This window comes from Enhygromyxa salina (assembly GCF_002994635.1).
Classification (GTDB): domain Bacteria; phylum Myxococcota_A; class Polyangia; order Nannocystales; family Nannocystaceae; genus Plesiocystis; species Plesiocystis salina_B.
Map to the genome: position 1 here is coordinate 40,063 of NZ_PVNL01000036.1, position 26,049 is coordinate 66,111.

22 protein-coding genes are annotated in these 26,049 nt (G+C 68.8%); 11 read left to right on the forward strand and 11 right to left on the reverse strand.

Annotated elements, in window-relative coordinates:
• Positions 1-38: 38 nt before the first annotated feature.
• From ENSA7_RS07810 to ENSA7_RS07820, 3 genes are all read right to left on the reverse strand, one after another.
• On the reverse strand, positions 39-1,190 hold the full coding sequence (locus tag ENSA7_RS07810) for a DUF7802 domain-containing protein (protein ID WP_106088586.1): 1,152 nt from the start codon (positions 1,188-1,190) through the stop codon (positions 39-41).
• 200 nt (positions 1,191-1,390) lie between these two features.
• Positions 1,391-2,545 (reverse strand): lipoprotein N-acyltransferase Lnb domain-containing protein, encoded by a 1,155-nt coding sequence (locus ENSA7_RS07815; protein ID WP_106088587.1) that lies wholly within the window; start codon positions 2,543-2,545, stop codon positions 1,391-1,393.
• 76 nt (positions 2,546-2,621) lie between these two features.
• On the reverse strand, positions 2,622-4,943 hold the full coding sequence (locus ENSA7_RS07820) for a Tex family protein (protein WP_106088588.1): 2,322 nt from the start codon (positions 4,941-4,943) through the stop codon (positions 2,622-2,624).
• 280 nt (positions 4,944-5,223) lie between these two features.
• Between ENSA7_RS07820 and ENSA7_RS07825 the strand changes: the two genes are divergently transcribed.
• Positions 5,224-6,534 carry a D-arabinono-1,4-lactone oxidase gene (locus ENSA7_RS07825; RefSeq protein ID WP_106088589.1) on the forward strand — a complete coding sequence of 437 codons (1,311 nt, stop codon included), beginning with the start codon at positions 5,224-5,226 and terminating at the stop codon, positions 6,532-6,534.
• A 15-nt stretch (positions 6,535-6,549) separates the two neighbouring features.
• Here the strand turns inward: ENSA7_RS07825 and ENSA7_RS07830 are convergent, their stop codons facing one another.
• Entirely contained in the window at positions 6,550-7,515 is a 966-nt protein-coding gene (locus ENSA7_RS07830; RefSeq protein WP_106088590.1) for a DsbA family protein, read from the reverse strand.
• Positions 7,516-7,613: 98 nt separating this feature from the next.
• Between ENSA7_RS07830 and pseC the strand changes: the two genes are divergently transcribed.
• The 4 genes from pseC to ENSA7_RS07850 are packed head-to-tail and all read left to right on the forward strand — an operon-like array spanning position 7,614 to position 12,149.
• Positions 7,614-8,771, forward strand: coding sequence for a UDP-4-amino-4,6-dideoxy-N-acetyl-beta-L-altrosamine transaminase (pseC, locus tag ENSA7_RS07835; protein WP_106088591.1), 1,158 nt, complete (start codon positions 7,614-7,616; stop codon positions 8,769-8,771).
• Between the two features lie 3 nt (positions 8,772-8,774).
• Positions 8,775-10,592, forward strand: coding sequence for a cytidylyltransferase domain-containing protein (locus ENSA7_RS07840; protein ID WP_106088592.1), 1,818 nt, complete (start codon positions 8,775-8,777; stop codon positions 10,590-10,592).
• 5 nt (positions 10,593-10,597) lie between these two features.
• The gene (locus ENSA7_RS07845) at positions 10,598-11,653 is read left to right on the forward strand and encodes an N-acetylneuraminate synthase family protein (protein WP_106088608.1); all 1,056 of its coding nucleotides are present in this window, start codon (positions 10,598-10,600) and stop codon (positions 11,651-11,653) included.
• The gene (locus ENSA7_RS07850; protein ID WP_181233418.1) at positions 11,646-12,149 is read left to right on the forward strand and encodes a GNAT family N-acetyltransferase; all 504 of its coding nucleotides are present in this window, start codon (positions 11,646-11,648) and stop codon (positions 12,147-12,149) included. Before ENSA7_RS07845 ends, ENSA7_RS07850 begins: the two co-directional genes overlap by 8 nt.
• Positions 12,150-12,559: 410 nt before the next feature.
• Here the strand turns inward: ENSA7_RS07850 and ENSA7_RS07855 are convergent, their stop codons facing one another.
• From ENSA7_RS07855 to ENSA7_RS43335, 3 genes are all read right to left on the reverse strand, one after another.
• Positions 12,560-13,798 (reverse strand): DUF3800 domain-containing protein, encoded by a 1,239-nt coding sequence (locus ENSA7_RS07855; RefSeq protein ID WP_106088594.1) that lies wholly within the window; start codon positions 13,796-13,798, stop codon positions 12,560-12,562.
• A gap of 724 nt (positions 13,799-14,522) precedes the next feature.
• On the reverse strand, positions 14,523-14,978 hold the full coding sequence (locus ENSA7_RS07860) for a hypothetical protein (RefSeq protein ID WP_244923745.1): 456 nt from the start codon (positions 14,976-14,978) through the stop codon (positions 14,523-14,525).
• 549 nt (positions 14,979-15,527) lie between these two features.
• Positions 15,528-15,671 (reverse strand): hypothetical protein, encoded by a 144-nt coding sequence (locus ENSA7_RS43335; RefSeq protein ID WP_181233420.1) that lies wholly within the window; start codon positions 15,669-15,671, stop codon positions 15,528-15,530.
• A gap of 56 nt (positions 15,672-15,727) precedes the next feature.
• Between ENSA7_RS43335 and ENSA7_RS07865 the strand changes: the two genes are divergently transcribed.
• The 3 genes from ENSA7_RS07865 to ENSA7_RS07875 are packed head-to-tail and all read left to right on the forward strand — an operon-like array spanning position 15,728 to position 17,445.
• Positions 15,728-16,135, forward strand: coding sequence for a hypothetical protein (locus tag ENSA7_RS07865; protein ID WP_106088595.1), 408 nt, complete (start codon positions 15,728-15,730; stop codon positions 16,133-16,135).
• A 54-nt stretch (positions 16,136-16,189) separates the two neighbouring features.
• The gene (locus ENSA7_RS07870) at positions 16,190-16,600 is read left to right on the forward strand and encodes a RidA family protein (RefSeq protein WP_106088596.1); all 411 of its coding nucleotides are present in this window, start codon (positions 16,190-16,192) and stop codon (positions 16,598-16,600) included.
• Positions 16,597-17,445 (forward strand): enoyl-CoA hydratase family protein, encoded by an 849-nt coding sequence (locus tag ENSA7_RS07875; protein ID WP_106088597.1) that lies wholly within the window; start codon positions 16,597-16,599, stop codon positions 17,443-17,445. Before ENSA7_RS07870 ends, ENSA7_RS07875 begins: the two co-directional genes overlap by 4 nt.
• Before the next feature lie 36 nt (positions 17,446-17,481).
• On the opposite strand, the gene ENSA7_RS07880 is transcribed toward ENSA7_RS07875, so the two are convergent.
• Both ENSA7_RS07880 and ENSA7_RS07885 read right to left on the reverse strand, forming a co-directional pair.
• The gene (locus ENSA7_RS07880; RefSeq protein WP_106088598.1) at positions 17,482-18,345 is read right to left on the reverse strand and encodes a hypothetical protein; all 864 of its coding nucleotides are present in this window, start codon (positions 18,343-18,345) and stop codon (positions 17,482-17,484) included.
• 4 nt (positions 18,346-18,349) lie between these two features.
• Positions 18,350-18,664, reverse strand: a complete 315-nt coding sequence (locus tag ENSA7_RS07885) for a hypothetical protein (RefSeq protein ID WP_106088599.1) — start codon at positions 18,662-18,664, stop codon at positions 18,350-18,352.
• A gap of 84 nt (positions 18,665-18,748) precedes the next feature.
• Between ENSA7_RS07885 and ENSA7_RS07890 the strand changes: the two genes are divergently transcribed.
• Together ENSA7_RS07890 and ENSA7_RS07895 are read left to right on the forward strand one after the other, a co-directional pair.
• Positions 18,749-19,948, forward strand: coding sequence for an acyl-CoA dehydrogenase family protein (locus ENSA7_RS07890; RefSeq protein WP_106088600.1), 1,200 nt, complete (start codon positions 18,749-18,751; stop codon positions 19,946-19,948).
• Positions 19,949-20,205: 257 nt separating this feature from the next.
• The gene (locus ENSA7_RS07895; RefSeq protein WP_181233422.1) at positions 20,206-21,330 is read left to right on the forward strand and encodes a sulfotransferase; all 1,125 of its coding nucleotides are present in this window, start codon (positions 20,206-20,208) and stop codon (positions 21,328-21,330) included.
• 129 nt (positions 21,331-21,459) lie between these two features.
• On the opposite strand, the gene ENSA7_RS07900 is transcribed toward ENSA7_RS07895, so the two are convergent.
• Complete coding sequence (locus ENSA7_RS07900; protein ID WP_106088602.1) at positions 21,460-22,674, reverse strand: penicillin-insensitive murein endopeptidase; 1,215 nt, start codon at positions 22,672-22,674, stop codon at positions 21,460-21,462.
• 63 nt (positions 22,675-22,737) lie between these two features.
• Positions 22,738-24,402 carry an acyl-CoA dehydrogenase family protein gene (locus ENSA7_RS07905; RefSeq protein ID WP_106088610.1) on the reverse strand — a complete coding sequence of 555 codons (1,665 nt, stop codon included), beginning with the start codon at positions 24,400-24,402 and terminating at the stop codon, positions 22,738-22,740.
• 81 nt (positions 24,403-24,483) lie between these two features.
• Between ENSA7_RS07905 and ENSA7_RS07910 the strand changes: the two genes are divergently transcribed.
• Positions 24,484-26,037, forward strand: a complete 1,554-nt coding sequence (locus ENSA7_RS07910) for a c-type cytochrome (protein ID WP_106088603.1) — start codon at positions 24,484-24,486, stop codon at positions 26,035-26,037.
• Positions 26,038-26,049: the final 12 nt, after the last annotated feature.

Genomic DNA, 26,049 nt, shown 5'->3' on the forward strand with positions numbered 1-26,049 from the left:
CCCGTGTCCATGGGCGCACGACGTGCGGAAAAAATTAGCTAGTTCTGGCGCAAGCGCTGGCGCCCGTCGCCCAGCAGGAACAAGAACATCCCGCAGCCGATCGCGCCGAGTACGGACACGCCCGTCATCCACGCGGCGAAGTTCGAGTGCGGCCGGCCGCACACCGTGTACCACTGCGAGCCCTCTGCGGGCGGCTCGTCCACGCACTCGAACGAGAAGTCCTCGTCGAAGTCGCTGGTGCACAAGAATTCGTAGCGCGTGGCCCCGGTGATGTCGGTGGCCTCGACGTAGCACTCGCCCACGGTCTGGTGCACGCCCGTGTTGACGTGGGTCGCCGGATCGAAGGCCGCCATGATCCCGATCAGGGACACAAAGTAGAAGATCGCGGCACCGAGCAGCAGCCGATCGCCCGCTCGCGGCGGCTCGGGCTTGGCGGTCTTGCGCCACACGCCCACGAGGGTCGCGTAGGCGATCAGGCAGACGGCGAACGCGACGTACCCGGGCGTCCCGCCGTCGAGCTGCTGCAGCACCGTCATCTGCAGCACCATCATGATCGACGTGCACCCCGCGACCAGGCCCAGGCCCAGCGCGAAGGTCTTGGCTGTGACCGCTTCGCTGCGGGCCAGCGCGCGGTCGAGCAGCCACGAGAAACAGGCGACGAAGGTCAGCACCCACAGGCTGCTGCCAACCGGCGCACCCAGCAGCCGAACGCCGATCGGCGCGTCGGTGTCGTGCCAGGTCCACCATGAGAACTTGGCCCCAACAATGTCGTAGGGGGCATAGAACACGCACGCCAGGATGCCCGTGAGCGCGGCCTGGGCGACTGGCTGCAGCCCCAGGCGCCGGACGGCGACCGTGGGGTAGTACATGAAGCACACGTACACGCAGGGGATGTACAGCGGCAGCCGCATGGTGATCATGATCTGCGCCTGGGCCTGCCAAAAATTGTCGACCAGCGGCAGGGCCATGAAGATCAGATCATTGGCGGTGCCGGCGATCAACGCGGCGACCCACACCAGGATGTGATCCCGACCCTCGCGCCACGCGTGGACCAGGGCCACCACCGCGCAGATCATGAACAGGTACTCGCCAAGCACGAACGAGGGCTGCACCGCCCACTTCTCGAGCGGACTGGTGAAGTGGTGCCAGGGGAGCTCGGGGGCCATGGCGAGCGGGAGCGAGCCGATCATGCGCGACACAGTATGCCAGCTCGGGCCTCGCTCGTAGTCATCGCTGCGAGTGGGTCTCGAACCAGGTCAGGAGCTTGGGTCAGGAGCTTGGGTCAGGGGCTTGGGTCCGACCTCGCCGACGATCGTATGGTCCCACGCCGAGGCGCTCGATCTCGGCTTCGACCCCGTCGGGCGCGCGGGCCTCGGCCGCCCACGCGAAGTCACCCTCGGCGCCCCTCAGGCCGCCAGGCGATCAGCAGCATCGGCGCCAGCGGGATCAGCAAGACCACGGCGAGAGGCTGGTGAACGACCCCCACGGCCAGGCCCACAGCGACCGCGAGCAGCACCCCAACGCGAACGCGTGCGTAGGTCCTGCGCCGCGTCGGGTTTGCGAGCGCGATCAGCCAGTCTGTCGGCCAGAACACCAGCAGCGCCTCGTTGTAGCGGAGCTCCGGCATCTCGCTGACGATGCTCAACGACCAGACCATCGCGCCGATGATCGACAGCATCACACCGGTGACGACGAGGGCAACTCGCAGCCCACGCCGCCACGCGAACGCGAGAGCCGTCGGCGCGAGCGTGGCCAGCGCGAACAGCCATAGCCAGCCCACGCCGGAGGTTCCGCCGGTCACGGGCGGAGGCCCCAGGCGCTCGTGGATGAGCTCCGGGCTCGCGGCAAAGCGAGCCTCGATCGACCCCCGCAGCGCCCGCGGAAGGAACATCGCGTCCCACTCGCTCACCTCGCGATCGGCGGCCCGGCCCACGAACACGTGGGCGAGCACGGAGACCGCCGTGATGTCCGCGAGCCCCTGCTGACCGAGCTCGCGGAAGCTGACGCCGAGCGACTCGTCGGATTCCGTGCTCAGCACGCCACCGCTGGCGTCGTCCAGGATGTCGCGGATCCGGGTCGTGCAATTGTCCGCGAAGTGGTGATAGGCGTAGGAACCTTCGGGGCCGCGACCATCAAAGCGCGCCGCGTCGGCCTCGAGCTTGGTCGCGACCGCCCGCGCTTGCTCGGGTGCCAACGCGATGCGTTGCCGCCACACCGAGCGGTCGTCGTCGACGTACACGTCGATCATGCGCGCTACCGGCCAGACCGAGACCCAAAACGGCGAGCGCCCGCGGATGAAGCTCCAGCCGAGCTCGGTGGGGGGCGAGCCGAAGTCGGTCGTGCCGTAGTTGAAGCACTTGGACTGACTCGAGTTGTCCGGGTAGATCGTGCAGATCGCGGCGTGACCGAACCGGTGAAACAGCGCGTCGCCGCTGCCCATTGTGTAGACGTCGATCGTCGGAGCTGGCTGGGCGGCGAGGACCGCAGCCGCAGTGACCGCGAACATGAACATCACGTCACACAATAGCCCGTGGACGCCGGGCATGGGTCCCGGGGAGCGCGCACGTCGACGGGCGAACCGGCCGCGTGCTCGCCAACTGACCCGCCGCGGGTTGCCGTGCTCAGCGACGCAGCTTGGCGAACGGGTTGTTGGCGAAGCCGGCGTCGCGCTCAGCTTTGGGCCTGGCTTGCGGTTGCTTGGCAGGCCCCGCGGCGCCGCGCTCGGTGCTGCGCTGAGCACCGCGCTCGGTGCTGCCCGAGGCCTGCTTGCCTGGCTCGCGCTTGGCCGACAGCGCGATCCGCTGGCGCTCGAGATCCACGGTCAGCACCCGCACCTTCAAGCGATCGCCGACCTTGACGACCTTGCGCGGATCGTCGACCCACTTGTCGCTCAGCTCGCTGACGTGCACGAGGCCGTCCTGGTGCACGCCGACATCCACGAACGCGCCGAAGTTCGTGACGTTGGTGACCACGCCCTCGAGCTGCATGCCGATCTGCAGATCGCTGACCGCGTGCACGTCGTCACGAAACTGCGGGGCCTCAAACTGGGCGCGAGGATCTCGGCCGGGCTTGGCGAGCTCGGTCACGATGTCGCGCAGGGTCGGCTCACCGACCTCGCCGTCCACATAGCGCGAGATCTCGATGCGCGAGACCAGCTGCGCGTCGCCGACCAGCTGCCGGCTCGAGACCCCGAGATCCGCGGCCATGCGCTCGACCAGGGCGTAGCGCTCGGGGTGCACGGCCGAGCGATCGAGCGGCTCCTTGCTCTCGCGCAGACGCAGGAACCCCGCGGCCTGCTCGAAGGTCTTGGGCCCGAGGCCGCTCACGCCCAGCAAGCTGGCGCGGCTGTCGAACGCGCCGTTGCGATCGCGGTGCGCGACGATCTGCTTGGCCAGGCCCTCGCCGATCCCGGCGACGTAGCTGAGCAGCGGCGCGCTGGCGGTGTTGAGCTCGACGCCGACCCGGTTGACGCAGCTCTCGATCACCTCGTGCAGCTTGCGGCGCAGCAAGGTCTGCTGCACGTCGTGCTGATACTGCCCGACGCCGATCGACTTGGGATCGATCTTCACGAGCTCGGCCAGCGGATCTTGCAAGCGACGCGCGATCGAGATCGCCCCGCGGATCGTGAGATCGAGATCCGGGAACTCTTCGCGGGCGACCTCGGAGGCCGAGTACACGCTGGCGCCCGCTTCGCTGACGCTGACGACCACAGGCCGGGACTCAGTGGGGAGATCCAGCTGCGCGACGACCTGCCGGGCGAGCGCCTCGGTCTCGCGCCCGCCCGTGCCGTTGCCGACCGCGATCGCCCGTGGCTTGTGCTTTTGCACGAACTTGGCGAGCTCGCGGGCGGCCTTGTCCTCGCCCTTGACCGGGTAGATCGTCACGGTCTCGAGGTACTGCCCGGTCGCGTCGACCGCCGCGCACTTGCAGCCCGTGCGCAGGCCCGGATCGATGCCGATCACCGGGACCCCCCCGAGCGGGGCCGCGAGCAGCAGGTTGCCGAGGTTGTCGGCGAACACCTCGACGGCCTCACGATCCGCGCGATGCTTGAGCTCGACGCGGACGTCCATCTCCACGCCCACGCCCAGGCGCCCGCGCAGGGCCTTGTCGATCGCGGTGCGCAGCTCGGGCGCGAACGGTGAGGCGTCGTCGACCTGCATGGTGGCCTCGAGCTGCGGCTGCAAGAACGCAGGGTCCACGCTGATCTTCGAGCGCAGCACGCCCTCTTTCTCGCCGCGACGGATCGCCAGGTAGCGGTGCGAGGGGATCTTGGCGGTTGGCTCCGACCAGTCGAACCAGTCGCCGAACTTGCTGGGCACGTTGGGATCGACGCCCGGCATCGCGCGGGTCTCGAGCACGCCGCGCTCGGCGTAGTGCTGGCGCACGCTCGACCGGATCTCCGGTTGCTCGACCACGGCCTCGATCACGATCTCGCGGGCCCCGGCCAGGACGGCGGCGACGTCCGGCACCTCGAGCGCGGGGTTGACCAGCGCCGCGGCCTCTTGCTCCGGCGAGCCGTCGCGGACCTGCGCGAGGATCCGATCGGCGAGCGGCCCCAGCCCACGCTCGCGCGCGATCAGGGCCTTGCTGCGGCGCTTGGGCTTGAACGGAAGGTAGAGATCCTCGAGCGCCTGCTTGGTCGTGGCCTCGCGCAGCTTGGCCTCGAGCGCGGGCGTCAGCTTGGCCTGCTCGCGGACCGAGGCGAGGATCGCCTCACGCCGACTCTCGAGCTCGGCGAGGTAGGTGCGGCGCTCTTCGATCGCCCGGATCTGCACCTCGTCGAGACCACCGGTGGCCTCCTTGCGGTAGCGAGCGATGAACGGGACCGTCGCGCCCTCGCCGAGCAGGTTCACGACGGCGAGCACCCCCGCGTGCGCGAGGCCGAGCTCGAGCGCGAGCACGGGGACAGGATCGAAGGTCGGTTCCGGTTTGGGCGACGGCATCTCGGGGCGGTGTGTCTACGGCCTGGATCCCGAGATTGCAAGCACAACCGCACGCGTGGCCGCCGCGGCAGATCCCGGCGGGACCTGCCCTTGCATGTCACGAGGCTCGCCGATCTCGGACCTGCAATCGCCGGCGATCAGCAGCTTGCAATTGGTATTCGGCGTCCGTGCGCAAGTGGCTGATACAAGCGCGCGGGCGAGTTCGATTGATTATGAGATCGCAGCTTCCGACCGCGAACGAATGTTATCGTAGGGGCCGACGCCCTGTCGACCAAATGAGATGACGCGCCGCTTCTACAATTGGGCCAGGACCGAGCACTGCACGCCTGCGAGCTTCCAGCGGCCCTCCAGCGAAGAAGAGCTCGTTGCGATTATTCGCGAGGCACGCCGCGCCAACAAGCAAATCAAGGTGATCGGAGCCCGACACTCGTGGTCGGACATTGCGATGCCGTGCGTTGCCGACTGCGTGCTCGTCAGCCTCGACAACATGCAGGCGCTGCTCGAGGTCGATCCCGCCCGCGGCCGCGTGCGCGCCCAGGCGGGGATCCGGCTGCATCGACTCAATGACGAGCTGGCAACGCGTGGCTTGGCCCTGTCGATCGTCGGCTCCGTGGTCGAGCAGAGCCTCGCCGGGGTGGTGAGCACGGGCACCCACGGCTCGAGCCTCGTGCATGGCAACATCCCCAGCTTCGTCGTGGGCCTGCGGGTGATCACGGGCACTGGTGAGGTGCTCGACATTGCAGAGCACGACCCGCTGCTCCCGGCTGCGCGGGTTGGCCTGGGCGGGCTCGGGATCATCACGCAGGTCAGCGTGCGGGTCGAGCCGAGGTTTCAGCTGCGCGAGACCACGCAGACAGTGAGCTTCGCGGCCGCGCTCGCGAACATGCAGGCGCTCGCGCGCTCGGCCGAGTACGTGAAGCTATGGTGGCTGCCGCACACCGACACCGTGATGGTGTTTCGCTGCGAGCGAACCGAGGCGGCCGGCGAGCCGTCGAAGCTGCTCGCGTGGATCGATCGCATCATCATCAATAAGCTGGTGTTCCCGTTGGTGCTGGGGCTCGGGCGCGTGATCCCACGCCTGATCCCGCCGAGTAATCGGTTGGTCGCGCGCACCTACCTCGACCGCGCGCCCCGGGTCGGTCGGGCCGATCGGATCTTGAGCCTGGCGATGCCGCCTCGTCACCGCGAGACCGAGTACGCCGTGCCGCTCGAGCACGCCGCCGAGGCGCTCCGCCAGACCCGCGCGCTGATCGAGCGCTCGGGCGTGCGCGTCAACTTCATCACCGAGCTGCGCTTCGTGAAGGGCGACGACGCGTGGATGAGCCCGGCGAGCGGGCGCGACAGCTGCCAGCTCGGCGCGTACATGGCGGCCGCCCCGGGGCTCGCCGGCTACTTCGAGGCGTTCGAGGCGGCCATGCGAGCGCTCGATGGCCGGCCGCACTGGGGTAAGGAGTTTCGCGCGACGCCCGAGGACATCGTGCGCATGTACCCAAAGGCCGAGGCGTTCGCGGCCAAGCTGCGCGAACTCGACCCCGACGGCGTCTTTCACGGCCGGTTGCTGACGCGCGTGTTCCCGCGGACGCCGGACTAGCGGCACTCGCTAGCGCTAGCGGCGAAGGGCGTCTTCGATCCAGGCGTCGACTTCGCCGCCCCACAGCATCGGCACCAGCTCGCGGCCGTCGACGTAGACCGTGGGGGTGCCGGGCAGGTCCAGCTTCTCGCCGTGGGCACGATCCTCCGCGACCTTCAGCTTGACGGGCTCCGACGCGACATCGGCCTGCCACTTCGCGACATCGAGGCCAGGGATCTGCTTGGCGTAGGCCAGCAGGTCCGGGTCCTCGAGCGCGTCTTGGTTGGCGAACAGCAGATCGTGCATCTCCCAGAACTTGCCCTGCAGGTGCGCGGCCTCGGCTGCGGCGCCCGCTGCCTCGGCGCGCGGGTGGTGCTCGGTCAGCGGGAAGTGCTTGAACACCAGCTTGGCCCGCCCGCGCTGGCCCTCGACGGCTGCTCGCAGCTGCGGCGCCTCGTGCTTGCACATGGGACACTGAAAGTCGGCGAACACGACAACGGTCACGGGCGCGCGCTCGTTGCCCCACACGGGCCGGCCCTCGATCGGGACCTCGCGCGGGGCCAGAGCCTTGACCACCGTGTCGATGTCGAGCTTGATGTCGCCCGCCGCCGCGCCGCTGGCCAGGCGATCGGCGATGAACTGGGCGACGTGGATCGAGTCACGACACTCGCCGTCGTCGCGCACGGACATGGCCAGCGAGTGGGCCTGACCGCAGGCGCTGGACTCCGTGTTGATGACCTGAAAGAAGCTCTCGCGCTGGGGCGGGCTGAGCTTCGACAGGTCCACGCCCGGCGCCTCGAGGATCATGTCCGCCGTTGGCGGCGCGGGGGTCTTGCCTGGATCCGCGGCGACCGGATCCCCAGCCTTGCCCGGGGTCTTGCTCGCCGTCTTGCTCGCGGGGTCGTCCTTGGCCGACTTCGCGTCACAGCCGGACGCGCCGAGCGTGGCACAGGCGACGAGGACAGCGCAGGTGGTCAGCAGCTCACGGGCGGCACGAAGCACGGGGGACGCTAACTTAGCCCCGGCGCAGCCGCAACACGCCCGCTTGACAGCCCCAAGCCCGATTGCAAGGGTCTGCGCCAGGCTCTCGACCTACCGCCATGGCCAACGACATCCTGCCCTATGGACGCCAGTGGATCGACGAGGACGACATCGCGGCCGTCGTCGCCGCCCTGCGCAGCGACTACCTCACGACCGGGCCGACGGTCGCGCGCTTCGAGGCCGCCCTGTGCGACGCGCTGGGTGCCGATCATGCGGTGGCGGTCTGCAACGGCACCGCGGCGCTCCACGCTGCGTGTGCCGTCGCCGGGCTCGGGCCTGGTGACGAGGTCCTGGTCCCCGCCCTCACCTTCCTGGCCACGGCCAACTGCGCGCGCTACGTCGGGGCCGAGCCGGTGTTCGTGGACGTCGACCCGCGCTCGGGCTTGATCGACGTCGAGCACGCCGCGCGCATGGTCGGCCCCCAGACCCGCGCGATCATTCCGGTTCACCTCAACGGTCGGCCGGTCGATCTGCCCGCGGTCCGAGCCCTCGCGGATCAACACGACCTGATCGTGATCGAGGACGCCGCCCACGCGCTCGGGGCCCGCGCTGGCGACACGCGGATCGGTGATTGCCGCTACTCGGACATGGCGATCTTCTCGTTTCACCCGGTCAAGCACGTGACCACCGGTGAGGGCGGGGCGATCACCACGGCCAAGCCCAAGCTCGCCGCCGCGCTCGAGGTGTTTCGCAGCCACGGCATGGTCCGCGACCCCGAGCAATTGCGAGGCGCGTCGCCGGGCCCCTGGTACTACGAACAACACACGCTCGGGTACAACTATCGGCTCACGGATCTGCAGTGCGCGCTGGGGCTCAGCCAGCTCACCAAGCTCGATCGCTTTCTCGCCCGACGGCGCGCGCTGGCGGCCCGCTACGACCAATTGCTGGCCACGCTCGCGGGCGTCGAGCCGGCCGCGATCGGCACCGCAGACACGCTCAGCGCCTATCACCTGTACGCCGTCCACGTCGACTTTCAGGCGAGCGATCGCACCCGCGCGCAGGTGGTCGCCGGCCTGCGCGAGCTCGGCGTGCTGACCCAGGTCCACTACATTCCGGTCCCGACCCAGCCCTACTACGTCGATCGCGGCGCCGATCCGCTCGCGTACCCCGGCGCGACGGCCTACTACGAGAGCATCTTGAGCCTGCCGCTGTTCCCGGCCATGCGCGACGAGGACGTCGATCGCGTGGTCGCAGCGCTCGCGCAGGTGTTGGGCTGATCCGTGTCGCGGCGGGTCATCGTGATCGCTCAGGCCCGCATGGGCTCGTCGCGGCTGCCCGGCAAGGTCCTGCGCCGCGCGGGGGATCGCAGCTTGCTCGAGCACCTTCTTAATCGGCTCGGGCGCTCGCGCGCGGCCACGGATCTGGTCATTGCGACCACGACCGATGCGGGCGACGAGCCGCTGGTCGCGGCCGCCACGGCGCTCGGCTGTGCGGTTCACCGCGGCTCCGTCGATGACGTGCTCGGCCGCTACCACGCCGCGATCCAGGCGATGAACGCCGCGCCGCACGATCTCGTCGTGCGCGTGACCGGCGACTGCCCGCTGCTCGATCCCGCCGAGCTCGATCGTCTCGTCGAGGAATTCATGACCCGGGCGGGCACCGACGCCGCGGTCGAGTACCTGACCAACCAGGCCGGTGAGCGCCGCCGGATCCCCCGCGGGCTCGACGTCGAGGTGTTCGAGGTCGCCGGGCTCGAGCGGGCCGCCCACGAGGCCAGCTTGGCGGGTGATCGCGAGCACGTGACCCCGTATTTTTATCGGGAGCCGGGCCGCTTTGTGACCGCCGTCAGCGATCCGCCGGGTCCCGATCTGGGTCACCTGCGCCTGACCGTCGACACCCCCGCGGATCTCGAGCTCGTCGACGCGGTCGTGCGGGCGCTCGGCGACGACGCCAGCACCCAGGCGATCGCCAGCTGGCTGGCCGCGCACCCCGAGGTCGCCGCGCTCAACGCTGACGTCCGCCAAAAGGGCATCGACTCCGACATGCAAGCTCGGGCCGCGCGGGTGCTTGGTCGGCGCTTGCTCGCGCGGGCCGACGCGGGCGGGACCACCGGGTTTGGCCACGTCACGCGGGTTGGCGCCGTACTCGACGCCTGGGTCGACCTCGGTGGCCACGCGACCCTGGTCGGGCGCGGCGTGGTCGGAGCCGTGCGGGCCCGGCTGCTGGCGTGTGGCGTCGAGCTCATTGATGGTGGCGACGACGAGTTTGACGCGCGCGTGGCTGCGGCGGACGCCCTGGTCGTCGACGGCTACGCGTTCGGCCGTGAGCATCAGGCCCGCTGGCAACCCCAGCGACCGCTGCTGGCGATCGACGACCTCGCCGCGCACGAGCAGCTCGCCGACGTGGTCGTCAATCAGATCCTCGACTTCGATCCCGACCGCTACGAGGTCGCCGCGTGGACCCGGCTGCTGGTCGGTCATCCCTACGTGCTGCTGCGCCGAGAATTCCGCGAGCGCTCCGCCGCCGCGCCAATCAGCGCTGGCCCGCCGCGGATCGTCCTGACCTTTGGCGGCACCGACCCCGCGCAGCTCAGCGAGCCGTTTGTCCGCGCGCTGCTAAACGCCGAAGGGCTGACGGCGCGCCTGCAGCTGATCGTTGGCGAGGGCCAGGATCCGCAGGCCCGGGCCCGGCTCGCGGCGCTCGCCGCCGCCCACGAACAGCTCGAGATCCACGTCGACGTCCGCGAGATGGCGACCATGCTCGCGGGCGCCAGCGCGTGCGTGTGCGCGGCTGGGACGACAGTCTGGGAGGCGATGGCCAGCGGCGTGCCCGTCGTGTGCGTGGCCGCGGCCGACAACCAGCGCCCCGTGATCGCGGGCATCGAGCGCCGTGACGCCGGGATCAGCCTCGGCTGGCACGGCGAGCTGAACTTTGCCGCCGCCGCCCGCACGATCCAGACTCTGCTCGCCGACCCCACACGGCTCGCCGAGCTCTCCACCAAAGGCCGCGCGACCGTCGATGGCCGCGGCGTGTACCGTGTCCTCGACGCGCTGCTCGACGTGATCCATCGACGCGCAGCCCAGCCGCACCAGTCGTGACCACCATGCAGCCCAGCTTTGAGATCCGCGGACGCACCCTCGCCCTGACCGGGCCCTGCTTCATCATTGGCGAGGCCGGCAGCAACCACAACGGCAGCTTCGAGCAGGCCCTCGCGCTGATCGACGTCGCCGCCAAGGCCGGCTGCGACGCCGTCAAGTTCCAGGTGTTCAAGGCCAAGCGCCTGTACCCCAAGGCGGCCGGCAGCAGCGACTACCTTGGCGACGAGCGCAGCATCTTCGACATCATCGCCGCCATGGAGCTGCCCGAGGACTGGCTCCCGCGGCTGCGCGCCCGCGCTGATCAGCACGACCTCGCGTTCATCGCCTCGCCGTTTCACGAGGAGGCCGTGGCGCTGCTCGATCCCTTCGTCGACGCGTTCAAGATCGCGTCTTACGAGCTGACCCACGCGCCGCTGCTGCGCGAGGTCGCCAAGCGCGACAAGCCGGTGATCATGTCGACCGGCGCCAGCAACCTGGACGAGGTGCGTGAGGCCGTGGCCACGCTCGAGGCGGCCGGGTGCAACCGGCTCGCGCTTATGCAGTGCACGGCCGCGTACCCGACCCCGCCCGAGGCCGTGAACGTGCGCGCGCTCGTGACTCTGCGCGAGACCTTTGGGATCCCCAGCGGGCTCAGCGACCACTCCGAGCATCCCGAGATCGCCCCGATGGCCGCCGCCGCGCTCGGGGCCGCGCTGCTGGAGAAGCACTACACGCTGTCCAAATGGTTGCCGGGGCCTGATCATGCGTTTGCGGTCGAGCCCGAGGGGCTGTCGCGGCTGGTCGCGAGGGTGCGGGCGGTCGAGCGGGTCGTGGGCACGGGTGACAAGACCGTGCATGGGGTGGAGGACGAGCTGCGGGCGTTTGCGCGGCGAGTGCTGATCACGACCAAGGCTGTGGGCAAGGGGGAGCGGTTTTCTCGCGATAACGTCGATGTGCTGCGGCGGGGCAAGCTCGAGGGCGGGCTGGAGCCGAAGCGGCTCGAGGAGCTGCTCGCGGGGGTTGCGACGCGGGATCTGCCGGCTGAGACACCGGTTCACGAAGGTGATTTCACGAGTGGGTGAGGTTCGGTTTCGGGCCGCGGAGCTGGCCGACGCGGCGTTGGTGTATCGGTGGGCGAATGATCCGGTCACGCGGGCGGCTTCGTTCTCGAATCGGGTGATTGAGTGGGAGGACCATGTTGCGTGGTTTACGGCGCAGCTGAGCCGGGGGGATCGGCATTTGTTTGTGGTTGAGGTTGACGGGGATTGCGTGGCGTTTGTGCGGCTGGACGCGAGCGCGGCGAGTGAGGGGGTGTGCACGATCAGCGTGAATGTTGCCCCGGAGGCGCGTGGGCGGGGGCTTGGTGTGGGTGTGCTCCGGGCCGCGACGCCGATCGCGGCGGGGCTTGGGTTTGTGGAGATTGAGGCGTTGATTCGGGCTGATAATCTTGCCAGTCAGCGCGCGTTTGCTCGGGCTGGATACGAGCAGGTGGCCGGGGTTGTGGTCAACGGTGAAGCGGCGCTGCGGTATCTGGAGGTTACCGGGGACGGTCGGCCGCCTGGATCGGGCGCCAACTGACGAACTCGCTTGCCTGGTGCAGCCGCCGAGCCTCCCGCTTCGACGCACAACGGGCTGCCTCGCTGCATTCTCCACGCATTGCGCCACCCGTGATCTCAACGGCGGCACCATGGGACCAGGCGCCGGCGCTCGTATCCAGTCGTCTTGCTCGGACGGACACGCCTGCGAGCCGCGGCGCGCCGCAAGCAGTCGATGGTCTACCGCGAACTACTCGAGCGTGTGCTCGAGGGTGACCAGCAGCCGCGGTGCGAGTCGTCAACGATGCCGAGCTGCGGCAGCGGGTCACACCTTGATGAGGGTGGTGCGCCGGTGGTCGCTGTGGTCATCCGGGCTTTGATCGGTCTCGGGATCGTCAGCAATGAACGTGATCAATCGCCTCTTCAAACGGCTTGGCAACACCGGTGCCGTCATCAAGAGGACCCTCCGGTCTGGGCGCCCGTCTTGTAGTACCGCTGAGCGGCCTGGAACGCGCGCAGGTGCAGCCGGGTCAGCTCCGCCCCGCTTCCCATGCCTGGTGCCCTGGGGAAGTCGCCGGTAACCGTGAGCGCGGCTTCGTGTCCCAGAGCGAGGGCCGCCAAGGGCTCTTCCTCGTTGGTGAGCGGTTCGTCGTCGTGGGCCCGTTTCGCCACCCTGAAGACGCTGGCGGCCATGATGTCGGCCGCTTGCAGGCCGATGACATCCTTCGAGTCGCGTGTCGTGAAGCTCCGGTAGCTGCCAGCGCTGAGTCGCCAGGCAGTCCCATCTTCGACGCGGACGTCGATACGGCCTAGTTTCCCGAATAGTTCGACGCCCTGACGAAACACGGCCTCGAACTGGAGCGTCTCGTCGTGGATCACATCGAGGACCGCCCCGTGCATGAGCATGTCAAGGTTGCGCATAAAGTTCAGGAAGACGGGGAAGTTCAGCGACATCGCCTCGTAGCGCTTCCCCGTCCCCCAGACGGTCCTGCGCTCGCTGTCGATAATCTCGTCCATGACCTCCGGCACCAGGGCCTGCCGGAGGCTTCGCACGAGATTCGAAACGAGGGTGCCATTCCGCGAGGTGACATTGGCGGCATCAAGGGCGTTTGCGATGCCAGTGACCGCGGCGGTCCACGTGCTTCGATCTGGTGTCTTGAAGCAGGCTCCAAACTCGCGCACGGCGTCAGGGACCTCCTGCCAGAGCAGCGTAGCGATTCCGCGCCGCGTCTCGTTTGCACCCGACGGCAGCCAGACGGCTCCTGGGTTCAACATTGGGTCCAAGAACGTCTCAACCGCGCGGAGACTGAGGCAATGTCCTTTGAAGGCCACAAGCGATGTGGGAAGACAACCGTTGCGGAGTCCGGCTTCGAGGATCTTCGCGGCCAGTTTCCTGCCCTTGCTGCTCTTCAACAGTGTCACCCCATGCAGTTCGGGTGCCCTCTGCTGTGCACGGAGGGACGCGATTTCCGTGGCCCATTGCTGTTCGCGTTCCTTCGGCACCACCCATCCGGCGATCACGTGCACGGGCTGCGCGGGATCGAGGTAGTTGATTCCGGTGTTACCCGCCTCGTCGCAGTAAAGGGTGAATTCCTTCGGCATCGGCTCTCGGGGCGGCTGCTTGGACTTCTTCGCGTTGACGTGCCGGCGCCGCTTCGCCGCACGCCGCTCCTGCTTGGTTCTGTGCGCCATGAGCTGTACATGATGGCGGCGAGACGCCTAAAACACTAGCGGTGGGGGGACCGTGTCACTAATTCTCATGCGCGAGCCAGCGAGGTATCGGGAGCTGGGCCACCCTCTCTTGGGAATAGTGGCCTCGCCGATTGATCCCGGTCACACCGAGCCGTGCGTGTTCGCCTAGTCTGTGAGCAAAAGCGGCCCATTTTTGACCTGCCAATCGATCATCGCCTAGGGCGCCGGGACCTGTCGGATCCGTGGGTCCCGGCGTCGGCCAACTTGCACGAGCCCACCCACTGGGTTCACCAAGAGTGCGTATAGAGGTCTGGCGGGGAAGCGGAACTCACATGGTTGGAGTCGCCGAGGCTTACTTCCGCCCCGGGCGAAAGGCCAAGCGAGGCGGCGTGATGGAGTACCCCACGGGCGACTACCTGGCGTCCGGGCGCGGCGCCCACATTCCACCACCCCCGTCAGCGCTCGCCAAAAGAGACCCACTTGTGCTCGCTAAAAATGACCCACCAGGAATTCGAGACTTGGCCCGAGCCAACGCGGCGATGCCCGGGCATCGAGCGCATACCGGCGAGTAACCCCGTGGAGCCGTCGGGATCAAGGGTCGGGTACCGACGAGCGGAGCGAGCTTGCCCTTGAGGCCGACGGTTCCACGGGGTAGGGGTGGGTTACTCTTGACGAGCATACCCGGGTCATTTCTCGAGAGCGTCGAAGCTGAACCGCCCGCTAACTACGACAGCCCATCCCGAATCTTCTCCAGCACCTCGGCATCGGCCAGATCCTGAGCACGCCCGGCTGCACGCTTGTTGAGGATCAAGTCACTGATCGAGATCACGGGATACGCAGCATGGCCAAACGTCATCGTCACGCGGCGCGGCCACGCTCGCTCGAACTCTAGCCCGGCGATCTTCGTCAAGATGTCGATCCGCCTCGGTGGCCTGCCCATCATGAAGCCGACCCCAGGCGTGGCCAAATCCGCCGCGCCCAAGTCCCCGATCGGAGCGTTGAACGCCTCGAGGGCAGCGATGACCCGCGTCGCATTGTCTGGCGATGCTTCAACCCAAACGTCGAGGTCCTTGGTCGCGCGCGGGTATCCATGCGCGCCCACGGCATAGCCACCGACGATCAAGAAGCGAGCCTCAGCGTCGGACAACTCGAAAAGCAGATCGAGGAAGTCGTCGTTCAACCGGCTCGTCACTCCCGAGGCCAAAGACCTCCACGCTGAGTTCCCACACCACCGCGAGGCGATCCTCGGGTGGAATTTGTAGCCAGAACTGCAGGCTAGCGTCCTCCATCTGTTGCGGATCGCCTGAACGGAACAACTGCGACGTCCACGTTTGGCGCCGAGCCTCCCGACGTGCTGCCGCAGCGTCATCCGCGTCCTTCACGGTCCGCAGCATACCACGCCCGTCCAGCTGGGGACCACGCGCTCATTTTGCCGCGCGTTCACGCCGAGACTGGCGCGGCTGCGCTACTACGCGTCGGGTGACTGAGTCGCCAGTCAGCGCGCGTTTGATCGGGCTGGATACGAGATCCTCGACGCCCTCGCGCGTCGCGTCGAGACCGGCGAGCTCGTGCACCCCCACAAGCAGTAGCGCGCGGCTCGCCTCGTGGTGTGGCCTGAGCTAGAGATCCATGAATGGAGCGCTCCTACCACGGCTTCTTCGTCGGTCCCGTCGCCAGCCACGACGCGATCGACGACGCGGCCCGTGAGCTTGGCATCTCGCGGCTCACGTCACTGAGCAGCGCTGGCGGTGCATGGGCGATGCTCGACGTCGAGCGCTTCGTCGAGCCGCTCGCGGCCCGGCTCGAGACCTGGATCTGGGAGGTCGAGCTGCGCAACGACCTCGACGCCGATTCGAAGCTCGAGGAGACCCACAGCGGAAGGATCCGTGGCCGTCGCTGGCGACCGACCGAGCGCGACCTCAGCCGCAGGTGGACGACGAGCTTCATGAGGAGGGCTTTGTCCGCGGCGGCGTCATGCAGGAGGTCGCGTTCGAGTACGTGCGCTGGTACGCGAGCGTCGAGTCCGACGCCGAGCCGGTCGCGCGGTCGGGCCCGTCGACGCCCACGGGCCCGCAGCGACGCCGCGGCAGTTCGCAGTTCGAAGGCGATCACGCGCTGGCGGCCAGGCTGATCAATCACCTGATCGACAGTGAGGAGCTCGAGGTCGTGAATCACCACGCTCACACGACGCTGATCGAACCGGTCGCGGCGTGCCTGGCGGGCTCTCCCGCGGCGGCGGCTGCCCGGATCGCGCTCGCGCTCGAAGACGCCGACGAAGTGATCGACCTCTACGCCGACGACGCGACGATCGAGGCGTTCCTGCGCGCTCGCTCGTGACGCTCTCCCCCCCGCCCGCTGGACCACCAGCCACGCGCCTGAGACACTCCGCCCATGCCCCGCACCGTACTCCCTGAAGGTTGGCCGCGCCCCAGGGGCTACGCCAACGGCATGGCCGCGCGCGGCGAGCTGCTGGCGATCGCGGGCCAGATCGGCTGGAACAGCAACGAGCAGATCGAGTCCGACGGGTTCTCGGATCAATTCCGCCAGGCCCTCGCCAACGTGGTCGCGGTCGTCGAGGCCGCGGGCGGCCGCGTCACGGACATCATCAGCTTGACGATCTACGTGACCGACAAGCGCGAGTACGTCAGCGAGATTACCCAGGTCGGCAAGATCTACCGCGAGCTGCTCGGCAAGCACTTTCCCAGCATGGCCCTGGTCGGCGTCAGCGAGCTGCTCGAAGACCGCGCGCGCGTCGAGATCCAGGGCCTGGCCGTCCTCACCAGCGCCGAAGAATCGCCATGACCCACGACCCCGACTTTCGCCCGCTGCCGCTCCCGCAACCCAGCAGCTTCCGCTACGAAGAGCGCGAGCGGGTCGGCATCATCACGCTCGATCGACCCGATCGCTACAACGCGCTGACCTTCGCCGTCTACCGCGAGCTCACGGATCTGTTCACCGTGATCGATCGCCGGAGCCTCGACCCCGAGGGCGCGCGCGCGCTGGTGATCCGCGGCGAGGGCAAGGCGTTTTGCTCGGGCGGCGACGTGGAAGACATCATCACGCGGCTGTTCAACCGCGACATGGAGGGGCTGCTGCGCTTCACCCAGATGACGGGCGAGCTGATCCACGCGATCCGCCGCTGCAAGACCCCGGTCGTGGCGTCGATCAAGAAGGTCGCCGCGGGTGCGGGCGCCGTGATCTCGCTGGCCTGCGATCTGCGGGTCATGGGCAGCAAGAGCTTCTTCGCGTTCTTGTTTCCGCAGGTCGGGCTCTCGGGCGCGGACATGGGCGCGAGCTGGCTGTTGCCGCGGGTGGTCGGGCTGGGCCACGCCAGCGAGATCCTGCTGCTCGGCGATCGCGTCTACGCGGAGCGCTGCGCCCAGATCGGCCTGGCCAACCGGGTGATCGACGACAGCGATGATCCAGGCAAGGTCGACGAGGCCGCGTTCGAGCTGGCCTTGGCGATCGCCCAAAAGCCCCACTTTGCGACGCGCATGACCAAGACCATGCTGCAGCAAGAGCAGGACATGGGCTTCACCGACGCGATCGAGGCCGAGGCCCAGGCCCAGGCGATCTGCATGCAGCACCCCGACTTCAAAGAAGCGAACGACGCGTGGCTGGCCAAGCGTGATCCGCAGTGGAAGTGACGCCGGACGACCGGGCGTCACAGCCAGCGCACGGGGTCACAGCCAGCGCACTGGGATCGACCGGGCTCGCAGCGGCCCCAGCACGTGATTCTGCATCGCCGCGTGGGCGGTCTCGAGGTACGTGTCGGTGCGCATCCAACCCAGCGGGTGGGCCTCGGAGTCGGGCTGCGGCGCCGCCCCGTTTGCAATCTCGCGCCACAGTGATCGGATCGGCGCGATCGCTCGCTCCGCTGAGATCGCTAGCTCGGCCCGCTCGCCTGGCCCCAGCCGCGGCAGCGCCCAATCGAGGAACCAAAAGCCGAAGGTCCCATGCGCCGCCTCGTCGCGCACGATCGTGCCGAGGATCGCCTTGGGCAGCGGGTGCTTGGCGGCGTGCCACGCCCCGCGGAGCAGCGGAATGCTCACGGCCTCGCCCACGCAGTAGAGCCGAACGACGATGTCAGCGGCGCGCATCAGCGGCGACAGAGACGAGACCGGATCACGGATCAGCTCCTGGGGCCGATGCAGGATCTCGGTGCCCCCACCCAGCACACCAGCCATGCGCGCGCAGAGCTCGACATGGACCAGCTCGTCCTGCGGAAACCGAGTGGCGACCCCGATCAGATCCACGGGGGCCCGCGCCTCGACCAGGGCCCGCAGCGACACGAGCGTGGCCGCGGCGGTGCGGTGCTCTTGAAACGCGGCGCGCGTCCATGCGGAGCGAGCGGCGATCCGCACGTCCTCGTCATAAAGCGAGGCGTCGAAGTCATCCCACGGCATGGCCTCGACCTCGGGGCGCATGCGTCGGTAGCGACGCTCGGGGCCCTCTCCGTAGAGCTCGAGCTCGAACGACTCGAGCTCATCGGTGGGCCAGGCCGCGCGCTCCGACCCGCCGGGCTCGCCTGGATCGTCGCCGCTCATCGGCTCACTCGCGTCCGGGGCTGGCGTCGGCCGAGCTCGCACCAAGCGGGACCGCGCCGCCGTCCGTGCCGCCCGTGTCCGTGCCGCCCGTGTCCGTGCCGCCCGTGTCCGTGCCGCCCGTGCCGCCCGTGTCCGTGGCCCCCGCTTCGGTACCGCTGTCCATGTCACCGCTCGTCGTGGACTCGGTGGTGGTGGACGTGGTGTCCGGGTAGTCCGAGACCTGCAGATTGCACGCCGTCTCGGCGACACCCATGCAGACGAGCGTGGCCATCCGGGCGTTCGACTTCAACAGCTTCCTGGCCCGTTTGCGCTCCTGCATGGGTCAACCCTATCTGAGTACGCTGGGGGACTCAAGCTCGCTCACGCTCATCGACCGAGAGCAATCCACGATAGTCTGCGCCGCATGGCCGCCGCCGCAGCGTTCGTCAGCAAGCGCATCCTCGAGCGAGACCTCGCGACGATCTTCGGCTTGCCCGAGTCGGCCGCCCGCTGGACCGAGCTCGAGGATCGACTCGAGGCGTTCTGCGCTGAGCTGCGCCAAGCCAGCGTCGACGAGACCGACGAGCACGCGGCGACCCGCGAGTACATCCGCCGCCTCGCCGCGGCGGGGCTGACCAAGCTGGTGGTCCCGGCCGCGTTCGGGGGCGAGCACGAGCAGGTCTCGGCAACGGCGATCTGCCTGGCCCGGCAGTGGCTCGCGCGCGAGAGCGGGGCGCTCGACACCGCGTTCGTGATGCAGGGGCTGGGCTCGTTCCCGGTCGTGCTCGCCGGTCGGCCCGAGCTGCGACAGGCCCTGCTGCCGGGCGTGGCCGCGGGCACCACGATCTGTGCGTTCGCGTTGACCGAGCCGGGCGCGGGCTCGGACGTGTCGGGCATGCAGACGATCGCCGAGCCGCAGGCCGACGGCGCCGTGCTCCTGCGCGGGCACAAGACCTTCATCTCGAACGCGGGCGTCGCCGACAGCTACGTCGTGTTCGCCCGCGAGGCCGAGACCACGGCCGAAGGCAAGCCCCGGTTTGGTGCGTTTTGGCTGGCGGGCGACGCCCCGGGGCTCAGCGTCGAGCCGATGAAAGTCACCGCGCCGCACCCGATCGGTACCGTGCGTTTTGACGGCGTTCGGGTCCCGTGTGAGCACCGACTCGGCGAGCCTGGCGAGGGTCTGCGCATCGCCCTGGGCAACCTCGATCAATTTCGGGCGACGGTCGGCGCGGCGGCGCTGGGGATCACGGATCGGGCGCTCGAGGAGTCTGTCCAGCACTTGTGCGCCCGAGTGCAATTCGGACGTCCGCTGGCCAAGCAACAGGGTCTGCGGTTCGCCATGGCCGACCTGGCGGCCGAGCACGTGGCCGCGCAATTGATGGTCTACCGCGCGGCCGCGGCCCGGGATCGCGGCGACGCGACCCCCGACCAACCAGCGATGGCCAAGCTGCTCGCAACCGAGCTGGCCCAGCGCGCGGTCGATCGCTGTATCCAGAATTTCGGCGGTCGCGGCGTCGTAGTTGGCGAGGTGCCGGAGCGGCTGTATCGCGAAGTTCGAGCGCTGCGAATCTACGAGGGAACCTCGGAGATCCAGAAGCTGGTCATCGCCCGCGCGATGCTCTGAGCCGGCCGCTCATGTGGTGACGCGGTCACGCGCGGCCGCTCACTGAACCTGCCATCCACGCGGCTGGCAAGCGCACTTTTGGCGAACCCCGCCCCACGGTTGGTGAAGCTTGGAGAAGGTCGGCGACGCTCGTCCGAGGTCGTCGATTCCCGATCGCCGGGTGGGATCGAGTGCCATCAATCCCACGCCCGTCGGTTGGGTGTTCGCAATTATTGGCGGGGGGCGCTCGCCGTGATTCGTGCTACATGCACACGACGATGATTGGGTTCGACGAGCAGCGCTTGCTGGGCGCCGCCGCGGCGCATCTGAGTGTGCACGAGCCACTCGAGGCCGCGTTCTTGCCAGCCTTCCGGGCGCTCATCGCTGGCATGCGCGACGAAGCGAGGCTCAGCCAGGTCGGGAGCTGGCGGGCCGGGGCCCGGCTGATGACGGCGCTCGGCCAGCGTGCCGCGCTGGCCAACCTCGAGCGTGACACCCCCGAGCTCGCGCAGATCGAGATCGACGCGCCGATCTTCATCACCGGCCTGCCGCGGGCAAGCACCAACTTGTTGCATAATTTGCTCGCGCGCACCCCTGGACTCTGGGCGCCGCGGCTGTGGGAGCTGCAGCGTCCGGTCGCCCCACCGCGGATCGACGAGCGCTGGATCGACCGGCAGATCCTCACGACCAACGCCCTGCTCGATCAACTCTACGAGGCCGCGCCCGAGCTCCGCCGCCTCCACCCGCTGTCGGCGACCTCACCCGACGCGTGCAGCTGGTTGTTTCGCAACAGCTTCAGCTCGCTGATCCACGCGTGCCACTGGTTCATGCCGAGCTACGTGGACTTCATGGCTCACGCCGACCTCGAGCCCGCGTACCGGGACCACCGCCGCCACCTGCGAGCGCTCGCCCATCGCCACCGCCACGACGACCACGCCGGCCCGCGCATGGTCCTCGAAGACATCTGGCACCTGTGGCAGCTCGAGCCGCTGCTGGCCGTGTACCCGAACGCGTGGGTGATCCAGATCCACTGCGAGCGCGAGCTCGCCGTGTCGACGCTGATGCGCTCGTGCTGGACGCTGATGCAGGTCGACGCCAAGCGTCCGCGCTCGGCCTCGGACCTGCTGGCCTACTGCGCGTCGATCGTCGACTCGGGGCTGGCTGCGGGTGAGCGAGCCCGCGCGAGCCTGTCTGGCGCGCGCTTCATCGACGTCACGCATGCCCAGCTCGTCGCCGATCCGATCGCAGTGGTCCGCAGCCTTGGCGCGCGCATGCAGCTGGGCATCGCGGACAGCTCGCTGAGTGAGGCGGGGCGCTGGCTCGCGGGTCAACGCCTGCTCGCGCCGCGGACCCAGCCCCGCGCCGACGGCTCGCTGGGGCAGACCAACGCCCCAGTCCGCTGAGGGGCACCACAGCGCAGACCAAACGCCCTGCGCCGCCACCGACGGAGCAGCTGCGGGGGCGAAGCGATTCGACGCGAAGCGGCTGCAGTCGGCGAAGGGCCTCACCGTCTGTTGGGGACCAAGACAGCTCTACGGACGCGGTCGTGGCTTGCGGGTCCGGCACTCGGGCTCGTCCGGGCCACACTTCATGCGCACGTGAATGTGGCCATCGTGCCCGGACGAGTGGCGGATGATCTTCTTGCCCTTCGTGCCCTGGCGCAGCGGCCAGGTGATGACCTCGTCGAGTTCTTCGGCGCTCACACCCAGCGACATCGCGGCGTAGTACAGGTGCCGCTGCAGCTTGTGATCCAGGAAGATCATGGACACCTGACCGGTCGCCAGGAATGCGTCGATCAGCCCCCACGTGGCGCGCCAGTCGACCTGCTCGGGCGGCGGGCCGACCATGGTCTCGAACCACGGCAACAGCGGCAGCCGAATGTCGACGTCGCGCCCGGACTGGTGCGAACGATGCGGCGGAAACCGGCGCCCGCGCGGGCGGCTGATCGACCCAATCAGGATCTCGCCCTTGTAGCCGCTGTCGTGCCGAAAGTTGGCGAATGCAGTGACGATCAGCTCAATCGCGTGGCTGCTGCCGTGGGCAATCCGATCAAAGCGGCGGGTATAGAGCTCGGGGATCTCGGGCAGCTGACACAGCTCGCCCTTGATGCGCCCGCGGTTGGGGTGGCCAGAGCTGAGCGCGCCCTGGGGGACGTCGAGCCACGCGGGGTCGACCTCCAACCCGGGGTAGCGGTTGACCGTCCACGGCAGCGCTGGATCAACCCAGACCGTCAGCTCGCGGCCAGGCTCGAGCGCGTCGAGGCTGTCCTCGCTCGCCGCTTCGTTGTAAAATTTGAGATCGTGAACGTCGACGCGATGGTCGACCGCCACGCTCTCCCAGGTGTCGCCGGCCTCGGCCAGGTACGCGATCGGCTCGCGCGGGGGAGGGATCCGGATGGCCTTGAGCCGCAGCTCGACCCCCTCGCGGATGAAGCGTCCGCCCCTTGCGAGGGTCTTCTCGTTCCATCCGCGCAGCATCGCCGCGTCAAACCCGTAGCGCGCCGCGAGCCAGGCCTTGGTCTCGCGCGGGCCGGTGGTGTGGCGGATCCAGCGAGGGTGATCGAGCAGCTCGGTCTGTTCGCCCCGCCAGTAGCGCTGCCACGCCGGGACCGCGACGGGCTCGGCCGCGATCGCGGGCAGCCACGTGGCCTGCACATACTCATTGGGATCGGCGCCCTCGGGCAATTGCAGCGTCGCGGGCGGCTCGACCACCAGCACAGACGCCAACGCCATGACAAACATCGACATGCTCAGCGGTAATCACGGTACCAGGAGAACCGCGATCAACCCAAGCACGAATGTGTCGACGGCTCATGACATCGGGTGCGCCCGCTCGATCAACGCGTCGATATCGACGCCAGCGGGGAGCGTGCCGTAGCAGCGGCCCTCGCCCGCCAAGCGCCCCGCACAGAACGCGTCGGCGACGAATGAAGGGCCGTGGCGGACCAGCAGCGAGCCTTGCAGCGCCAGACCCAGCGACTCGCACAGCGCCCGCGCGTCGCGCTGCTCGATCGGCCTTGTCATCCGATCTGCGATCCCGGCTACAAATTGATCCAAGCGCCGATCGCCGCCCGCCCCCGCGCGCAGCTCGGTCATGAGGGCCTCGACGCAGGCCGGCTCGCGGCCGATCGCGCGCAGCACGTCCAGACAGATCACGTTGCCCGAGCCCTCCCAGATGCTGCTGAGCGGGGACTGCCGGAACACCCGCGGCATCACCCCCTCCTCGATGAAGCCCGCGCCGCCGTGGCACTCCATGGCCTCGTACACGAGCTCGGGCGCGCGCTTGTTGAGCCAGTATTTGGCGAGCGGCGTGGCCAGCCGCGAGAACAGCCGCGCGGGCTCGGGGTCGTCTCCGCCCGCGTCGTCAAAGCTGCGAGCCACACGCAGCGCGAGCGCGGTCGCGGCCTCGCTCTCGAGCGCGAGATCGGCGAGCACCGCCCGCATCAAGGGTTGATCGATCAACAGCTTGCCGAACGCGCCCCGATGCGCGGCGTGCCAGCACGCGTTGGCGACCGACTGCCGCATCATCGCGGCCGGCGAGACCACGCAGTCGAGCCGCGTGTGCTGGACCATCTCGATGATCGTGGGCACGCCGCGGCCCTCTTCGCCGAGCATCTGCGCCCAGGTCCCCGCGTACTCGATCTCGCTCGAGGCGTTGGCGCGGTCGCCCAGCTTGTCCTTGAGCCGCTGAATGAAGAAGCGATTGCGGGTCCCGTCGGGCCGCCAGCGCGGGACCAAAAAGCAGCTGAGACCGCCGGGCGCCTGGGCCAGGGTCAAGAACGCGTCGGACATCGGCGCCGAGCAAAACCACTTGTGGCCGACCAGCTCGTACTCGGCTCCCGGTCCGCCAGCCCCGAGCGCGTGGGCCTTCGTGGTGTTGGCGCGGACGTCCGAGCCGCCCTGCTTCTCGGTCATCGCCATGCCCATCGTCACGCCGAGCTTGTGCTCGGCCGGGCACGCGCGCGGGTCGTAGTGCTTGGCGGTCAGCTTGGGCACCCACGCCTGCGCGAGCTCGCTCTGGTGGCGCAGCGCGGGCACGACCGCGTAGGTCATCGACAGCGGGCAGCAGACCCCGGGCTCGGCCTGGGTCATCAAGAACTCGAACGCCGCGTGGGCCACATGACCGCCGCGCTCGCTGGTCCACGCCACGCTGTGCACGCCCGCCTCGATCGCGAGGGTCATCAGCGCGTGGTAGCTGGGGTGGTAGCGGACCTCGTCGATTCGCTGCCCGTAGCGATCGAAGGGCAGCAGCTCGGGTCGGTTGCGGTTGGCCTCGAAGCCCCACGCGGTGACCTCGGCCGAGCCGACCCGCTCGCCGAACGCCTCGAGCTGCGATTGCGCCCAGCCGCCACCCTCGCGCACGGTCGCCTCTCGCAGCGCCACATCGCTCGACCACCAATTCACGCCCTCGAACGGCGGCGGCTGGTTGGCGACGTCGTGGGTGGGGAGCTCCGTCAACGGGCGCAGGTGGGCCATGGCCCTGCTATACCCCAGTCGGTCCGGCGCGCCCAAGCTCGATGGCTTGAACATCGCGCACAGAAGCTCCATCGTGTTCACATGGATCGGCGCGCAGTCGTACTCGTCGTCAGCCTGGCCGCCGTCGAGCTCGCCTGTGGTGACCTGGGTCCAGGCCTGGGTTCGAGCGAGACCGGCCTCTCGTCGACATCGGGCTCGGAGTCGGAGTCCGACGCCGGACAGACCGGCGAGACCGGCGAGACCGGCGAGACTGGCGACCCGGTCGCGTGCCACGAGCTGCCCGGCCCGTGGGACGCCGGCTTCGCGATCCCCCGAGCGCCGAGCCTGCCCGGCGATCCCCAGGCGGGGTTGGATGTGCTGCTCGAGCAAGCGTACGTGTCGTGTGGGGTTCCATGGGAGCTGTTCGGGTTGCTCTCGCCGTTCATGGGCTCGTTCACCAGCGGGCCGAGCCTGGCCTGGCGACCCGGCAAGAACGCCGAGGTCCCGGTCGGGTGGAACGTCGTCGAGCTCGGCGACGGCTCGGAGCTGGTCGTCCCCAATTGCTTCGGCTGCCACGCGAGCGAGTTCGACGGCGAGCTGATCTTGGGCCTCGGCCGTCACGACGCCGACTTCACCACCGACCTCGGCACGCTGATGCAGCTCGCGCCCGTGCTGCCCCCGCTCAATGACGCGGGCGCGGCGTTCAATAAATTTCTCGATCGCTACCAGGTGATCGGGCCGCCCTCGACGATGCTGACGATCGGGACCAACCCGGCGATCATGTACGCGGTCGTGTTGGTCTCGCATCGCAACCCGTTCACGCTCGCCTGGCAGGACGAGCCGTCGGTCGAGCTACCGGCCAAGCTCATGATCCCGGCCGATCCGCCCCCGTGGTGGCGGGCCAAGAAGAAGGCCTCTCACTTCGCCAACGGGATGTCGCGCGGCGACCACCGCGGGACCATGATGCTCGCCTCGTCTTTGTGCACCGACACCGCGGCCGAGGCCTCGGTGATCATGGAGCAGTTCATCGACGTGCAGGCCTGGCTCGAGAGCCTCGAGCCGCCGGCCTACCCGCGACCGATCAACGACGCGCTCGCGGCCGCGGGCGCCGAGCTGTTCGAGTGTCACTGCGCGGGCTGCCACGGGACCTACAGCGACGATCCCGAGGCCGAGACCTACCCCAACTTGCTCGTGCCGCTCGAGTGGATCGGCACCGATCCGATCATGGCCAGCTACGCCGCCAACCAGCTCAACTACCTCGAGCAGTGGTTCGAGGACTCGTACTTCGGGACCGTGACCGAGCTCGAGACCAAGTCGCCCTTCGTCGGCTACGTCGCGCCGCCGCTCGACGGGATCTGGGCGTCCGCGCCGTTCTTCCACAACGGCTCGGTCCCCACGATCGAGCTGGTGCTCGACAGCACCAAGCGCCCGACCTACTGGCGCCGCGACGACTACGACAGCACCAACTTCGACGAGGACGCGCTCGGCTGGCCGTGGACGCCGAGCCCGACCGCGCAGGACGACGCGCCAAGTGGCGAGCGCAAGTACATCTACGACACCACCAAGCCCGGCCACCGCAACACCGGTCACAGCTTCGGCGACGCGCTCAGCGACGGAGAACGCGCGGCCGTGCTCGAGTACCTCAAGACGCTTTGAACTTGTGTCCGG